Origin of the sequence: Porticoccus litoralis, assembly GCF_030676955.1 — a bacterium.
Lineage (GTDB): Bacteria > Pseudomonadota > Gammaproteobacteria > Pseudomonadales > Porticoccaceae > Porticoccus > Porticoccus litoralis.
On the sequence record NZ_JAUUUU010000006.1, the window covers coordinates 113,368 to 129,394 of the forward strand.

Consider the following 16,027-nt stretch of genomic DNA (forward strand, 5'->3'; position numbering starts at 1 on the left):
CCACTTAAAAACTCAAAGCTTCATTAACAAATTTTGCCTGCTCTTCGAGGTGAGTAGACATGTAACCTGCAGCGGGAGCAGCTGACGCGGCTCGTCCGACATAACGTAAAGGCAGAGATGGTTGATAGTTGTCGATCACTGCTCGCATATGGTGCTGACTGTTATACCAAACACCCTGGTTGATCGGGCACTCCTGACACCAGATGACCTCCTCCAGGGAAGAGTACTGCTTAAAGACCTGCAACAGCACCTCATCAGGGAAGGGGTAGAGCTGTTCAATACGCACTATGGCGATGTCATTAATATCGCGGGCCATACGCTCTTCCAGCAGATGGTAGTACACCTTCCCCGAGCAGAGAATCAGTCGACGTGCCTTTTTCGGATCAATTTCGCTATCACCGATAACCGTTTGGAACTCTCCATTGGCCAGGTCTTCCAGAGATGAGGTGGCCAGCTTGTGTCGCAAAATCCATTTCGGGCTCATGACAATCAACGGACGACGCATGGGCCTGATTGCCTGACGACGTAACAGATGGAACATTTGGGCAGGTGTAGTAGGAATACATACCTGAATATTGTGCTCTGCGCACAACTGCAGGTAGCGCTCCAGGCGCGCCGAAGAATGCTCGGGGCCCTGGCCTTCATAGCCGTGTGGCAACAGCATGGTTAGACCACACAAGCGTCCCCACTTGTGCTCGCCACTGGTAATGAACTGGTCAATGACAACCTGGGCGCCATTAGCAAAGTCACCAAACTGGGCCTCCCAAATTACCAGACCTTTCGGAGCAGTAGTGGCATAACCGTATTCAAAACCGAGAACAGCTTCCTCAGAGAGGAAAGAATCATAAATATCAAACAAAGGCTGATCTTCAGACATGTGTTTGAGAGGCGTGTAAGTTTCGCCATCTTTCTGGTTGAAAACCACTGCATGTCTATGGGAGAAGGTGCCCCGGCCGATATCCTGACCCGTCATTCGAACCGGGTAACCTTGCTCCAACAGAGTCCCATAGGCCAGTAACTCGCCCATGCCCCAGTTAAGTTCGAGAGCACCGCCAGCCATTTTGCGTCGATCGTCGTAGATTTTCTCTACTTGCCGCTGAATAACAATCCCTTCAGGAATGTGACAGATCCGGTTAGCCACCTCTTTTAACGCAGGCAGCGGGTAGCCGGTATCAGCGGGCGTTGTCCACTCGTGCCCCAGGTAAGGAGTCCAGTCTACAAACAATGCCTCATCCGGCTCGGAAACCAGCTTGTTAACGACATTCTCTCCACGATCCAGGGTATCCCGATAGGCAGTCAACATGTTCGCTGCCTCATCTTTAGTGAGAATACTTTCGCTGACCAGCTTGTCCGCATATAGCTCACGGGTGGTTTTATGCTTTTTGATGATTTTGTACATCAAAGGCTGGGTCGCCGAGGGCTCATCCGTCTCGTTGTGACCACGACGCCGGTAACAAACCAGATCAATGACAATATCTTTCTTGAACTGGTAGCGGTAGTCCATGGCGAGGAAGGTACAGAACATCACCGCATCAGGGTCATCACCATTGACATGGATAATGGGTGCCTGAACCATCTTAGCGATATCTGTACAGTATTCGGTAGAGCGACAATCTTCCCGTCGACTGGTGGTGAAACCTACCTGGTTGTTGATGACGAGGTTAACGGTACCGCCTGTTTTATAGCCCCGGATCTGGGACATTTGCAGGGTTTCCATCACCACACCCTGACCAGCAAAAGCCGCATCACCATGAACGAGAATGGGTACTACCTTGTTGCCTTCCGGATCTACCCTGCGGTCTTGTCGAGCGCGAGCAGAACCCTCAACCACCGGCGATACGATTTCAAGGTGAGATGGGTTAAAGGCCAATGCCATGTGCACTTCACCACCCGGCGTCATCACGTTGGAGGAAAAGCCCTGGTGATATTTCACATCACCGGATGTGTCCACATGGCGCTTGCCTTCGAACTCTGCAAACAAGTCTGCTGGATTCTTACCCAGCACATTGACCAGCACATTGAGGCGACCACGGTGAGCCATCGCCAGAACAATTTCTTTTGCCCCGTATTCTCCGGCGCGCTCAATCAAGCCATCTAGCAAGGGAATCAGAGACTCACCGCCCTCCAGTCCAAACCTTTTGGTACCGGGATACTTCGAATCAAGGTGCCGTTCTAGACCTTCTGCAGCAGACAGTCGTTGCAGCACATGCTTGCGCATCTCGTTGTCGTAGGTAGGCTTCGAACGAACACTTTCTAGACGCTGCTGCAGCCACTGCTTTTCAGCCAGATCAGTGATGTGCATCAGCTCGACGCCCACGTGGCGACAGTAGGTTTCCTCAAGAGCAGCAATAATCTCTTTTAGCGGTGCTTCCTGCTTGCCTATAAACAACGTACCACATTGGAACGTTGTATCCAGGTCAGCTTCTGTCAGCCCATGGTAGTTCAGCTGCAGATCCGGCACCTGCTCGCGTTTCATAATGCCGAGTGGATCAAGGTTAGCTTTCTGATGGCCTCGGTTACGATATGAACTAATCAGCTGCAAGACCTTGACCTGCTTCCGCTCATGCTCAATATTCATGCCACCTGAACCAGGTGCAGGCGTGGGCCGTGCACGGCGACGACCAAGCAGCTCGAAATAATCCTGTATGGTTGCATGAGAGACATCAGCACCAGAATGGCCGTTTACTCTCGGAAGGGAGTCAAAGAATGAGCGCCATTCTTCGGGCACTGCATTGGGGTCGTGTAGGTATGTTTCGTATAAATCTTCGATATATGCGGCGTTCCCACCAGAGAGATGGGAAGAGCGCAAAAATTGCTGCATGATGCTTTCAGGCATCGAAAGGTTCCCTATAGTATGAAAGCAGGATCATCAAGGCCCTCTTTTGACGGAGGGCCCGATGGGTTGTCATTATTATGCGTCAGCATTATTAGGTAGCGCTTCTCAACAACATGTTTCTGATGTGGCCTATTGCCTTTGTCGGGTTCAACCCTTTAGGGCAAACAGAGACACAGTTCTGGATACCATGACAACGGAATACGCTGAAGGGATCATCCAGATTTGACAAGCGATTTTCTGTGTCAGTATCACGACTGTCAATCAGAAAGCGGTAGGCCTGGAGGAGACCAGCGGGACCGATGAATTTGTCCGGGTTCCACCAGAAGGAAGGACAGCTGGTAGAACAACAAGCACAAAGGATGCACTCGTAGAGGCCATCCAGCTTGGCGCGATCTTCCGGAGACTGCAAACGCTCGATCGCAGGTGCCGGTTGATTGTTCACCAGGTACGGCTGAATTTTTTCGTACTGAGCATAGAACTGGCTCATATCAATGACCAGATCGCGCACCACGGGCAGCCCTGGCAGCGGACGCAGTACCAGTTTGTCACCCTTCACACATTCAGATAGTGGAGTAATACAGGCCAGGCCATTCTTGCCGCTGATGTTCATACCATCAGAACCACACACACCTTCACGACATGAGCGACGATATGCCAGTGTCGGATCCTGAGCTTTAAGTAAACCAAGAACATCCAGCACCATCAGGTCCTTACCTGCGGTATCAACCTCATAGTCCTGCATGTACGGCGCTTCGTCCACATCAGGGTTATAACGATAAATAGTTACATTCAACATGGTTCACTAACCTTTTATTAGTAGGTACGCGCCTTCGGTGCGAAGGCTTCCATGGTTTTGGGTGAGAAGTTCACACTGCGTTTGCCCACTCGCTTGTCGCTGGGGAAATAAACAGAGTGACACAGCCAGTTTTCATCGTCGCGCACGGAGTAATCTTCCCTAGCGTGAGCGCCGCGGCTTTCTTTACGCTCCTCTGCAGTAATTGCAGTTGCTTCTGCCACCTCAAGAAGATTTTGCAATTCGAGAGCTTCAATACGGGCTGTATTGTAGGTGTTGCTTTTATCATCGAGGCGAACGTTCTCAATGCGGGGGCGCAATGCTTCAAGTTTCTTAATGCCTTCCTGCATGAAGTCACCGCGACGAAACACACCAAAATAGTTCTGCATGATATTCTGCAACTCGGTGCGCAGTTCAGCAGCGCCTTCCCCATCATTACTGCTATTAACTCGATTGAGGCGTGCCATCGCGGCGTTTACATGCTCATCCGTAGGGTCATCCATATTGATACCTTCACGGAGAGCCTTTTCAATGAACAGGCCAGAGGAACGACCGAATACCACCAGGTCGAGCAGTGAGTTACCACCTAACCGGTTAGCACCATGAACTGACACACAGGCCGCCTCACCGCAGGCGTAGAGGCCGTTAATGACCTTTTCTTTGCCGTTAGAATCCAGTGTTAAGGCTTGGCCCTCAACATTGGTGGGAATCCCTCCCATCATATAGTGGCAGGTTGGTACAACAGGAATAGGCTCACTAACCGGGTCGACATGAGCAAAGGTTCTTGACAGTTCGCAGATACCGGGCAAGCGGCTTTCCAGTATCTCTTCACCCAGGTGATCTAACTTCAAGTAGACGTGATCACCATTTTCACCACATCCGCGACCTTCGAGAATCTCAAGCACCATTGAACGTGCAACAACATCTCGCCCCGCAAGGTCTTTGGCATTAGGAGCATAACGCTCCATAAAGCGTTCGCCATCTTTATTGATCAGGTAACCACCCTCACCCCGACAACCTTCAGTGACTAAAGTACCAGCACCATGGATGCCGGTCGGGTGAAACTGCCACATTTCCATATCCTGCACGGGGAAGCCGGCACGAAGCGCCATGCCAATCCCGTCACCGGTATTAATGTGGGCATTAGTGGTGGATGCATAGATACGGCCTGCACCACCGGTGGCCAATACTGTTGCTTTGGATTTTACAAAAACGGTTTCGCCCGTTTCGATATCGATCGCAATAACACCAACAACTTCGTCATTGGCATTTTTCACCAGATCTACCGCAAACCATTCATTAAAGAAGACGGTATTGTTTTTGACATTGTTCTGATAAAGAGTGTGCAGTAATGCGTGACCAGTACGGTCAGCAGCAGCGCAGGTACGAGCAGCCTGACCGCCCTCACCAAAATTTTTGGACTGACCACCAAAAGGACGCTGATAGATACGGCCTTCTTCGGTACGTGAGAATGGCAAGCCCATGTGTTCCAGCTCGAAGACCGCTTCAGGGCCGACTGAACACATGTATTCAATAGCGTCCTGATCACCAATATAGTCAGAACCCTTGACGGTGTCGTACATGTGCCAGCGCCAATCATCATTTGGGTCATCACTGGCAATTGCACAGGTAATACCACCCTGAGCTGACACGGTGTGCGAGCGAGTAGGAAACACCTTGGAAATAACAGCTGTTTTATAACCGGACTGAGCCAGTTGCAACGCGGCGCGCATACCGGCGCCACCACCACCGACGATAACGCCGTCGAAGGAAATAGTTCTTACGCTAGTCATGGATTTAAATTCCCCAAACGATTTCAAGAGCCCAGATGACATACACCAGTGTGACGGCAATCATTCCTAACTGCAGGAATATACGCAGTGGTGTCGCTTTTGGACCAAGCAGACGGACAGTCACATAATCAGTCAGTACTGCCCACAGGCCAATCCATGCATGGATGGCAATCGACAATACAGTCAGGACATTGAACACCTTCATGCACAGGCAGCTATGAAGGGCCACCCACTGGCTGTATTCCAGATTTGGGGTAAACAACAGGTAAAATGTGATGAAAATGGCATAGGCCGCCATCACCACAGCGGTCACACGCTGTAACAGCCAGTCGGACAGGCCGCTACGACCAAAACTTGTAATATTGGTAATCATGCTACCCATACCCCCGCAAGCAAAATCAGAATGGCGGCAACAACCAGGACGATCTTCGCACCCAGGCGGCCACCTTCAAGTGTTTCACCAACACCAAAGTCCATAATAAGGTGACGAATCCCTGCCGCCATGTGATAGGCCAGTCCTGCCAAGGATGCCCATATGATCAGCTTGCAAAATGGGCTGCCCATGGTCTCCTTAATAGCATTGAACCCCTCTTCTGAGGAAAGGCTTGAGTCCAGCAACCAGAGGAATACCCCAATGGCAGCAAATAGAACTACACCGGATACCCGGTGAAGAATGGACGCGTAGGAAGTAATTGGAAGCTGAATAGTTCCAATATCGAGATTTACAGGTCTTTTCTTGTTCACGGTATATACACCTTATCTAATCTGTACAGCTAGCTATAAGATGAGTTAAATGCAAAGCAGGGAATCGGCTATACCATCGTTAGCATGCCGGGTTAGATCGGGCGGAAATTATAGGTGCATTACAAGCCGATTACAATTAAACCGTCGTTTGATTGCCAACAACCAGTGATCGGCATACGACCTATCGATAGTCGCTATTCACTGCATCGATCCTCACTTAAATTGACAATTTTTTCGAGCAGGCTATAGTTTCCGGCCTCTGATAAATTTTTCAGGTCATTTCGCAAGACTATTTACTTGCTATCCCAGATCCAGATTCCTGACTCTTAGGAGAACCCAATGAGCGATAAGAAGGTCAATCTTTCAGTTGAGGGCACAGATATCAACCTTGAGCTGCCCATTCTCAAGAGCACCCTCGGTGAAGATGTTATTGATATTTCCCAGGTACCTAAAACAGGTTGCTGGACCTACGATCCCGGCTTTGGATCAACCGCTGCCTGCGAGTCAAAAATCACTTACATCGACGGTGAAAAAGGTATTCTCCTGCACCGTGGATACCCGATTGAGCAATTGGCTGAAAAATCCAACTATCTCGAAACCTGCTACCTACTTCTTCACGGTGAACTTCCCGTAGGTACAGAAAAAGAAAACTTCCAGAAAATCATCAATCAACACACCATGGTCAACCGCTCAATTGAGCAGTTTATGTCAGGTTTCCGTTACGATGCGCACCCCATGGCCATGCTCTGTGGCGTAGTCGGTGCCATGTCATCGTTCTATCACGACTCCATGGATATCAACGACCCCGAACATCGACTGATCACAGCTCACCGTTTGATCGCGAAAATGCCTACTCTGGCGGCCATGTGCCACAAGCACTTCATTGGCCAGCCTTACATGTATCCCGACAATAGCCTGAGCTATTCAGAGAACTTCCTGCATATGATGTTCGGTACTCCCTGCGAGCCTAGCAACATCAATCCGGTCGTCGCCAAAGCCATGGATCTGTTGTTCCTGCTCCACGCTGACCACGAACAAAATGCATCCACTTCTACTGTTCGCCTGGCCGGCTCTTCAGGCGCCAACCCGTTCTCCTGTATTGCCGCAGGTATTGCTGCATTGTGGGGACCCGCCCACGGTGGCGCCAACCAGGCAGTACTGGAAATGCTGGAGCAAATTGGCGATGAGAAACACATCGACGGCTTCATCAAGCGTGCGAAAGACAAGGATGACCCCTTCCGCCTGATGGGCTTTGGCCACCGCGTTTACAAAAACTTTGATCCTCGCGCCAAGGTGATGAAAGAAGCTTGTGACGCCGTGCTCGCAGAACTGGGCATTGAAAATGATCCCCTGCTGAAAATCGCCAAGCGTCTGGAGCAAATCGCACTGGAAGACGAGTATTTCGTCGCGAAGAAACTCTACCCCAACGTGGATTTCTATTCCGGCATCATCATGAAAGCCATTGGCATTCCGACAGAAATGTTCACTGTCATCTTCGCCACAGGCCGCACAGTGGGCTGGATTTCACACTGGAACGAAATGCTCAGCAATCCCTATCGTATTGGCCGCCCGCGTCAACTGTACACAGGTTCGCCAAAGCGCGATTACCCCGGCTGAGACCAGCGCTGATAGAAAAAACCGCCACACCAGGCGGTTTTTTTCGCCCACAAAAACGTTCGCATACAACACAAAAAATAAACCCCTTGTGCTACCTATGGCCAAATTCGCACTGATATGTCAGCATGAACCAACAAAAGGGCTGAACTTGAAGAGAGCCTGATAGTCATAATTAGAGTGCGTTTAGGAGATTACAATAATGAGTAAAAGACTAGCGGGTAAAATACGTTTAACAATAACCACTTTGCTGTCGGCTTTGCTGCTGTCAAGCGCCTCATGGTTATCAGCGGCTGAAGCAGAAAACACCCCAGAAGCCGTAGTTAAAAGCTATTACGCGGCGCTTAAGGCCCGCAAATACGAGGATGCATACGTACTATTAACACCTACGATGATCGATGGCCGAACAAGTAAGGAATACGTCGCTGACTGGAAGAACATTGTCAATATGGGTTCGGTGATTCTCCACGAATACGGCATAAGCTCTATTGATATTGATGGCGAAACCGCTACGGTATCTGCTTGGACACGGGCCAGCGATGTATTTAATAAAGATGGAATTATCGAAAAGGAAATCGATCACCTGAAACTGATCGATGGCGTTTGGAAGCTCGATGCAACAGAAGTATTAATGGAATAATCTGGAGTTACACAGCATTAATAAAAGCAGTCATTTCGCGTGGAAATGGCTGCTTTTTTATGCCCCACGACTAACGTCCAATAGGTTTCGCAACTGCTCTGTGAAAGACTGTTAAAAACACAGCTATATAAAGGGGTATGGGGTCATGCAACGAATACAGGCGTATCTGGTGGGAGCACTCTTGATGTTTGGGTCGGCAACCTGGGCCGCCATCTTTGCTCAAAATATTACATCCGTCCTCCTGCTGATGGCCGTCCCCTCAATGTTATGCGGTTATGTATATGCCACCGCCCTACCCCAATACGTTTGGGGCATGCTTCTCGGCATATGTGTTTATATGATGGCCGAGTACCTGATGTATGGCCCCGTTTATAAAGTGACTGGACTGATATACGGCATCGGTTACGTCATCGCCATCGGTTTTGCCTTCACTGGGTATGCCGTTTACCGCTGGAAATGCAACAGACAACAAGCTGGCCAAAAAAAAGAGATGAAGCCTGAAACTCGGGACCAAAAATGGGCCGAGGCTCAATAACCAGTAGGTACTCATACTGACAAAGCGCTTTATAACCCCCACGCCCGCCCAATAAAAAACCCCTGCATAAATATGCAGGGGTTTTTTATTTGGTGGAGCTAAGCGGGATCGAACCGCTGACCTCAACACTGCCAGTGTTGCGCTCTCCCAGCTGAGCTATAGCCCCGAAAGAGGCTGCGAATTTTAGGTACTGACCCCATAGGTGTCAAGCTTGTTCTTCAGGATGCTCTAGTCGCGATCTGGACATTTCCTGATATTCTTTTTCCAGCTTCTTGAGCTGTTTTTTGGATACGCCGCCAGCGGCATTGAGAGCGTGTCTAACGCGCGCTCTGACAATATCAGGGCCAAGGATGGCCATAGCATCAAACAGCGGAGGCGCTGACGGAGAGCCCGCCACAGCGACAAACAGCGGAAACAGGAAATCTTTTAATTTTAAGTCCATCCCCTGAGCCAGTTGATTCAGTTCTTGGTATAACCCATCACGATGCCAGTGACGCAGGTTATCTAACCGCCAGGAGCTGAATTGCAAAATCTTGCAGACCGTATCCAATTCAAGCTTTTTATGCTCAAAACTGTTCTCTTGTAATGCCGGCATTCCAGAGAGCATAAAATTCAACAGAGGCGCGATATCGGTAAACTTCTCTACGCGCTCCTTGATCAATGGGATCATTTGACTGAGGTTATCGCGATTTAGTGCCCAGGCCGCAACACGGTCGGCAAACTGTTCATCGTCAAGATTTTCGCGTATCCAGCAACCATTCAACCAATCCAGCTTTTCGGTATCAAATACCGGGCCACCCAGATGAACAGAACTGATATCAAAGTGCGCCAGCATTTCCTGTAGAGAGAACTTTTCACTTTCATCCGGCATGGACCACCCCATACGCCCCAGGTAATTCACCACCGCTTCAGGCAAATACCCCATATCGCGGTAGTAGGTGATGCTGGTGGGATTCTTACGCTTGCTGAGTTTGCTTTTATCGGGATTCCTCAACAACGGCATGTGACAGAGCTGCGGCATTTCCCAACCAAAATACTGATAGAGGAGAAAATGTTTGGGAGCCGAATTAATCCACTCCTCGCCACGAATAACATGGGTAATGGCCATCAGGTGATCATCGACCACATTGGCGAGGTGATAGGTAGGCATGCCGTCCGCTTTGAGTAGCACCTGCATATCGACCTGCGACCAGGGAATTTCAATTTCACCGCGCAACATGTCGTTGAATCGACAGCTGCCCTCAGAGGGTACCTTCATACGGATAACATAGGGTTCACCTTCAGCTAGGCGTCGGTCAATTTCGTCCTGGGTCAGGCTCAGGCTACGTCCGTCGTATTTTGGCGTCTCACCGCGGGCCATCTGCTCACGACGCATCTCATCAAGCTCTTCCGGGGTGGCAAAACAATAAAATGCATGCCCTTTTTCTATCAGCTCTGAGACATAGCGGTGATAGATATCCATCCGCTCACTTTGGCGATAAGGACCATAGTCACCGCCAACATCAGGGCCTTCGGACCAATCCAGCCCCAGCCATTTGAGGGATGACAGAATCATTGCCTCAGACTCCGGCGTACTGCGAACCTGATCGGTGTCTTCTATGCGCAGAATAAATTCGCCGCCCTGACTTTTGGCAAAACACAGATTGAATAACGCGATATAGGCTGTCCCGACATGGGGGTCACCTGTGGGTGAAGGAGCAATACGTGTGCGAACAGACATAATGTTGAAATTCCGCCTAAATTAAAGGGTCACAAAAAGGCGGTCATTATACGCATACCAACGCTAGGCGACAGGTTTCACCTGAGGCTCACATAAAAAATAGCCCTGAGCGACATCAACCCCGAGGGCCTGTAGTTCCAGCCACTCAGCTTCGGTTTCCACACCCTCAATCCACAACTCCATGCCCCGATTGTGGATTAAGCCCGCCAGGGATTTGATGTAGAACTGGTTGTCCTTATTACTGTCCAGGCCGCGAGTGAAGGAGCGATGTATCTTGAGGTGATGCAGGGACAGGCTGCCCAGGTAACCGAATGCAATGGAGTCAACCCCAAAATTGTCCAGGCCGAGTGTCGAATTGCGCCGCTCCAGTAGGTCATGTAATTCCCGCAATGGTGCATCGTTGGATCTAATTGCATATTCAGGGATTTCAAAAATCAGCTTACTGGCGAGCTTTCGCTGCGAAGAAAGGAAAGTATCAAGCCACGTCATAAAGCCCGATGACTTTATGGAAACCATGGACAAGTTGACGCACAGCTTGCCATCAAGACCATCCTGGCGATGAGCCGATGCCAGCGACTCCAGCACCAACTGATCCAGTTTTGGCATCAATCCCAAACGTTCAGCAATGGGAATCACCACCCCGGCGGATAACAGATCGCTACCCTGAAGGAAGCGCACAAAGACTTCGTTTGCCACCAGTGAGCGATCTTTCGTGGTGTATATCGGTTGAAAATGCAGGGCCACAAGCCTGTTTTCAACAGCCTGGCGAAGGTAGCTTTCCCAGTCATTCAGGGGCTTACCGAGTACTGGCACTTCCCCGTCAGAAACATCCGCAAATTGCATCCAGCGACTGCCCTTGCCCATTCTGGCCTGGCACAAGGCGATATTTGCCTCACTCAACATCTCCGGGACATCACTGACGTTACTGCTATAGGTGTACCCCATATGAAAGCGAAGAGGATACTTCTGATTGTTAAGCCAGCTCCCCCCCTGCAGGCTATCAAATAGATGCCCGGCTACCGCAACACCTTCTGAAGGGGCTACATCGGGGATAAAAATGGAAAATTCCGGCCCCTGGCGCCTCGCCACCAGAGCCCGGCTGTGGGAACTCAATGCCTCCGTCAGCTGCTCACCTACAGCCTTCAGTATCGCATTGCCCTCACCACGGCCCGCATAATCATTCACACTGGCAAAATCATTGATTGCCAGAATGGCCAATGCGCCCGTATGCACACCACCCTCCTGGTCATCTGCATAGCTTTTCATGCGGTTATCAAAGTCCACACGGTTGGAAAGACCCGTTACATCATCCTGATAAGACTGTTTCTGTAACCGCCCTATCAACTCAAGCTGATCATCAAAAATGTGCTTTAAAGTCTTGGCCATGCGGTTCATGGCTTCCACAACCCTTGCCAGCTCACGGGTTTTTGGAACGGTTTCCTGGACCACAAAATGTCTTTCACAGATCTCGTTGGCCTGCTGCTCAAGACGAGTCAAGGGAACCAACAACCATTTCAGAGCAACATAAGCCAGCAGGCAAACACCCAGAGTAATCGAGGCAAACCAGGTTAGCTGGGAAGTGGTTACCTGCCAGAGTTTCATATACGCCTGGCCGGGGTTGCTGACCACATAGACGTCACCCAGCCGAGCCCAGCCAGAAGCCACCTCTGCCCTGCCCAGCGCCTCGGGCAGAGAGATAAATGAAATAAACCAGGGAGGAACGCCCTCAATAGATACGGGAAATGACCTGTCGATCAACACCTTGCCATCGAGGTCTTCAAAATAGATACGTTGATAGTAACCGCTATCTGATACAGCGTTGAACATCGTATCGAGCGTGGCGATATCCTTATCCTTAGCGGCCTGCGTCATCGATAAACCAAGCGACGTTGCCGTGTCCTGAGCGTGGACGTGCATTTGATCCGCCACCAGCTGCTGATTATTGCGAAGACTGACGACCGTATTTCCCGCGTAGAGGCAAATGAACAGCAATAAAATCGCAACAATCAACTGACGAAACAGGGTCACGTCGTTTTTCCTTATACATTGTGTGTTAACGAGTCTAATGGAATCCCGTTCACTTGCCAATTAAGCACTGGGTCACAGTTTGCGCAGGCTGAAAGCCACTGAGATAAAGGGGTTCATGATAAGATCAAATCGACTTTTTAATGACACGACAACGTCTCAAAAGAAGCGATAAGTTGAAAAATTTCAGGCAAAAAAAACGGCAGGCAAAAGGAGCTTCTTGGCTTCCTGTTATTTTTCTCGCCCTATTTTTTTCAGCAACAGCCCAACATTTTGGTATCAGCGACCGAATGCTGGCAAAAATACGTATCAAATACGGCCCTACGGCAGAAATCCGTATCCAGCACTGGCAAAGCATGATCCACCAACACCAGCGAAGCCAGGACATGGAAAGACTCAACGCGGTGAATGATTTCTTTAACCAGGCACGCTTTGTTAACGATATCGACCTCTGGAATCAAAACGATTACTGGGCAACACCACTGGAATTCCTTGCCCAAGATGCGGGGGATTGTGAGGATTTCTCCATCGCCAAATATTTCACCCTGAAAGAAATGGGCCTGGATGTTTCTAAACTGCGGATCACCTACGTTAAAGCTACCCTGTTCAACCAGGCACATATGGTTCTCGCCTATTACGAAAATCCCAGCGCTACCCCTTTGATTCTGGACAACATCAACAAACGCATACTGCCAGCCAACGAACGAACGGACCTGCGACCCATATACAGTTTTAATGCCAACAACCTGTGGCTAGCCCGCACCCGTAATGAACAGCTAAAAGCAGGCAAACCCGACCAGCTCAGCCTATGGAAAGACCTGAACACGCGAATTCAGGAAGAAATGTTGTGATTTATCAGCGCTGAAATATTCCGTTTGTTTAAAATCATGGCCATAAAAAAAGCCCCGGAAGACCGAGGCTTTTCTTGTTTTGTACTTAACATGCTAGTTTGTAACGATACTGCCATCTGTCACAACCAAGCTCTCAAGAGTTACACCTGTAACACCAGTTAGCACAATTTCCTGATCTGGGCTTACAAAGTCATTAGAACCATCAACGTCTATCTTAATGGTCGTATTGCCTCCGGACTCGGTAACATCAATGAAATTAGCCAAGTCAACCAAGTCAGTTGAATCTTCACCAACAAGCAATGCTGACAGATCCAATACGTCACCCTCAGCAGGGTTATACACACCACCATCAGATCTATTGAAATCAGTAACAGTATCCGTACCTGTATCACCAAGATTCCAGATAAAAATGTCGGCTTCAGTTCCGCCAGTTAGTATATCGGACCCAGCACCACCATTGATGCTGTCTATACCTGCACCACCCACGATGGAATCGCTGCCACCCAGTCCGGCAAGAATGTCATCACCATCACGGCCAATCAGGATATCGTCAGCGGCGCCACCGGTCAGATCATCGCCATTATTCGAACCGAACATTAAGTTGGGATCATCGGTGCCAACCGCTGTAACGCCCAGATCACCCGGATCATCCAGACTGAAATCGAACTGCACGAAACGGGCCTGGTAATTGCCGCCGTCGTCATCGTTATAGACAACAGTCCAGTTATCACCCGCTGAAGGTGGATTATCAGTAAGATATTCTGCCAAGCTTACAGTATCGTCATCAGCACGCAGAATAAGATCGTAACTGACAGAACCTGTCATCAGACCCGTATTAGAATCATATTGCCAAAAGCCAGTATCCGCGCCACCGTCACCAGTCCCTTGATGGACGATAAATTCAATACCGTTGATGATAATAGTTGCAGTGACCTCCTGCTCCAGCTGTACGCCATCCTGGGAACCAACATCAATCGGCACAGTAAATGGCGACTGTTGAAAATCGGTATACAGGGTGACCGACCCATTGTAAGGGTCAGCATTGATACTATTCACTAACGCCTGCTCAAGCACCAATACAGATTCTTGGTCATTACCTGAAGTAAGAGGTGAACTACCATCGCCAACCTGCGCAGACTGTTGCGGCAAATCATTTGGCGGCAGCGCATGCAATGTCACGTTGGCCGTTTCGTCTACACCTTCGCCTGTCACCGTGTATGTAATCAGGTCTGCAATCTCTGTCGTAATGAAATTGATATCCAGATCTGGATTGGCCACAAACCGGAACTCAGGAAGAGTTTCACCTGCAGCCAAGTTAAACTCCTGATTCAGAGCCACATCTTCCCAGGAATCACCATCCCAGTAGACTACTTTACCGATAGAGACGAAGTTATCCGGCTCGCCTTCCGCTGCCTGGTTCACTGTCGCCGTCACCAGGTCAGTAAAGGTAATGCTCAGATCAGTATCCACATCGTACACACTGATATTCAGCGGATAGCCATCGGTATATTCTGCCGGAAGCTGACCGGGATCAGCTGGCAACCAGACATCTTTGGCCAGTTCCAGCTGAGTCGGATCATCCTGGCCATTGATTGTGATAATCAAAGATGTTGTAGACGTTAACACTCCATCCGATACGGTGTATATGAAGATATCGTTAGTTTCATCACCTATATTCAGTGCATCCAGGAAAGAGCTATCATCATTCAGATCATAGCTATAAGAGCCATCGGCATTAATTGTCAAAATACCATGTGAACCTATGATTTGCGTTCCATCAGCAATTGGATTAACTCCATCACCAGAAGTGCTACCAACTCCATTTACACGAACCACGTGCAGAGAAGAGCTATCCACATCTGTATCAGCAACATCAGCATAGGCTTCACTGCCATTGTTTGAATTCGCGGCATCAGACCCATGGTCTTCACCAATGATCACGTTCCCAGTAATGACAACTGCATCCGCACCATCGATACCTTCATCAACAAAGTTAGTATCGGCTTTGGCAACTGGCGCGTCGTTAGCACCACTGATCAGTACGGCGTAAGGCTGGGTCACATCCGCATCGTCGCCATCGCTGACGGTGAAGGTGAAGTTCTCGGTGTCACTTTCACCGTCGTCCCAACCCTCAATATCAGTGGTCAGAACATACTGGTAAGCACCGGTGCCAGAGTTTACGTACAGCGTACCGTAGGTACCATCAACTGAAGTGTCGTAACCGGCCAGACTATTATCGGCGCTACCACCCTGAACACCGTAGGTCAGGGTCTCAACATCCACATCGTCACCCACCAGCGTGCCGCTCAGACCGGAACTGCTCAGGGTGCCGCTCAGACGAACTTCGCTGATGCTGCCATCGGTCACATCCTGCAGGGTCGGCTGGTCGTCCGCACCGCTGATCAGTACGGCATAAGGCTGGGTCACATCCGCATCGTCGCCATCGCTGACGGTGAAGGTGAAGTTCTCGGTGTCA

Annotated in this window: 12 protein-coding genes and 1 tRNA gene; 4 read left to right on the forward strand and 9 right to left on the reverse strand. The window is 49.7% G+C overall.

Annotated elements, in window-relative coordinates; genetic code table 11:
• Positions 1 to 4: 4 nt before the first annotated feature.
• The 5 genes from Q8A57_RS10350 to sdhC form a co-directional block, all read right to left on the reverse strand.
• Positions 5 to 2,836: a 2-oxoglutarate dehydrogenase E1 component gene (locus Q8A57_RS10350; protein WP_305171031.1), complete on the reverse strand. Its 2,832-nt coding sequence runs from the start codon at positions 2,834 to 2,836 to the stop codon at positions 5 to 7.
• A gap of 91 nt (positions 2,837 to 2,927) precedes the next feature.
• Positions 2,928 to 3,632 carry a succinate dehydrogenase iron-sulfur subunit gene (locus Q8A57_RS10355; protein WP_305171032.1) on the reverse strand — a complete coding sequence of 235 codons (705 nt, stop codon included), beginning with the start codon at positions 3,630 to 3,632 and terminating at the stop codon, positions 2,928 to 2,930.
• A 17-nt stretch (positions 3,633 to 3,649) separates the two neighbouring features.
• Positions 3,650 to 5,422, reverse strand: a complete 1,773-nt coding sequence (gene sdhA, locus Q8A57_RS10360; protein WP_305171033.1) for a succinate dehydrogenase flavoprotein subunit — start codon at positions 5,420 to 5,422, stop codon at positions 3,650 to 3,652.
• A gap of 4 nt (positions 5,423 to 5,426) precedes the next feature.
• Entirely contained in the window at positions 5,427 to 5,795 is a 369-nt protein-coding gene (sdhD, locus tag Q8A57_RS10365) for a succinate dehydrogenase, hydrophobic membrane anchor protein (protein ID WP_305171034.1), read from the reverse strand.
• Positions 5,792 to 6,166: a succinate dehydrogenase, cytochrome b556 subunit gene (gene sdhC, locus Q8A57_RS10370; RefSeq protein ID WP_305171035.1), complete on the reverse strand. Its 375-nt coding sequence runs from the start codon at positions 6,164 to 6,166 to the stop codon at positions 5,792 to 5,794. Before sdhC ends, sdhD begins: the two co-directional genes overlap by 4 nt.
• 339 nt (positions 6,167 to 6,505) lie before the next feature.
• On the opposite strand from sdhC, the gene Q8A57_RS10375 reads away from it, so the two are divergent.
• The 3 genes from Q8A57_RS10375 to Q8A57_RS10385 all read left to right on the forward strand — a co-directional run bounded on the left by Q8A57_RS10375 (position 6,506) and on the right by Q8A57_RS10385 (position 8,955).
• Positions 6,506 to 7,783: a citrate synthase gene (locus Q8A57_RS10375; RefSeq protein ID WP_305171036.1), complete on the forward strand. Its 1,278-nt coding sequence runs from the start codon at positions 6,506 to 6,508 to the stop codon at positions 7,781 to 7,783.
• Positions 7,784 to 7,982: 199 nt separating this feature from the next.
• Positions 7,983 to 8,420: a nuclear transport factor 2 family protein gene (locus Q8A57_RS10380; RefSeq protein ID WP_305171037.1), complete on the forward strand. Its 438-nt coding sequence runs from the start codon at positions 7,983 to 7,985 to the stop codon at positions 8,418 to 8,420.
• Between the two features lie 145 nt (positions 8,421 to 8,565).
• Positions 8,566 to 8,955: a hypothetical protein gene (locus Q8A57_RS10385; RefSeq protein ID WP_305171038.1), complete on the forward strand. Its 390-nt coding sequence runs from the start codon at positions 8,566 to 8,568 to the stop codon at positions 8,953 to 8,955.
• 90 nt (positions 8,956 to 9,045) lie between these two features.
• Here the strand turns inward: Q8A57_RS10385 and Q8A57_RS10390 are convergent.
• The 3 genes from Q8A57_RS10390 to Q8A57_RS10400 form a co-directional block, all read right to left on the reverse strand.
• Positions 9,046 to 9,121 (reverse strand) — tRNA-Ala (locus tag Q8A57_RS10390).
• Positions 9,122 to 9,160: 39 nt separating this feature from the next.
• Positions 9,161 to 10,675, reverse strand: a complete 1,515-nt coding sequence (gltX, locus tag Q8A57_RS10395) for a glutamate--tRNA ligase (RefSeq protein ID WP_305171039.1) — start codon at positions 10,673 to 10,675, stop codon at positions 9,161 to 9,163.
• Positions 10,676 to 10,738: 63 nt separating this feature from the next.
• On the reverse strand, positions 10,739 to 12,703 hold the full coding sequence (locus tag Q8A57_RS10400; protein WP_305171040.1) for a bifunctional diguanylate cyclase/phosphodiesterase: 1,965 nt from the start codon (positions 12,701 to 12,703) through the stop codon (positions 10,739 to 10,741).
• 287 nt (positions 12,704 to 12,990) lie between these two features.
• Between Q8A57_RS10400 and Q8A57_RS10405 the strand changes: the two genes are divergently transcribed.
• Entirely contained in the window at positions 12,991 to 13,551 is a 561-nt protein-coding gene (locus Q8A57_RS10405; protein ID WP_305171041.1) for a transglutaminase-like cysteine peptidase, read from the forward strand.
• 93 nt (positions 13,552 to 13,644) lie between these two features.
• On the opposite strand, the gene Q8A57_RS10410 is transcribed toward Q8A57_RS10405, so the two are convergent.
• A partial coding sequence (locus Q8A57_RS10410; protein WP_305171042.1) for a VCBS domain-containing protein occupies positions 13,645 to 16,027 on the reverse strand: 2,383 nt, incomplete at its 5' end.

Bases quoted from the DNA above. Each gene is read 5' to 3' on its own strand.
- Q8A57_RS10350 (WP_305171031.1), bottom strand. From the start codon at position 2,836: ATGCCTGAAAGCATCATGCAGCAATTTTTGCGCTCTTCCCATCTCTCT.
- Q8A57_RS10355 (WP_305171032.1), bottom strand. From the start codon at position 3,632: ATGTTGAATGTAACTATTTATCGTTATAACCCTGATGTGGACGAAGCG.
- sdhA (WP_305171033.1), bottom strand. From the start codon at position 5,422: ATGACTAGCGTAAGAACTATTTCCTTCGACGGCGTTATCGTCGGTGGT.
- sdhD (WP_305171034.1), bottom strand. From the start codon at position 5,795: ATGATTACCAATATTACAAGTTTTGGTCGTAGCGGCCTGTCCGACTGG.
- Q8A57_RS10375 (WP_305171036.1), top strand. From the start codon at position 6,506: ATGAGCGATAAGAAGGTCAATCTTTCAGTTGAGGGCACAGATATCAAC.
- Q8A57_RS10380 (WP_305171037.1), top strand. From the start codon at position 7,983: ATGAGTAAAAGACTAGCGGGTAAAATACGTTTAACAATAACCACTTTG.
- Q8A57_RS10385 (WP_305171038.1), top strand. From the start codon at position 8,566: ATGCAACGAATACAGGCGTATCTGGTGGGAGCACTCTTGATGTTTGGG.
- gltX (WP_305171039.1), bottom strand. From the start codon at position 10,675: ATGTCTGTTCGCACACGTATTGCTCCTTCACCCACAGGTGACCCCCAT.
- Q8A57_RS10405 (WP_305171041.1), top strand. From the start codon at position 12,991: ATGCTGGCAAAAATACGTATCAAATACGGCCCTACGGCAGAAATCCGT.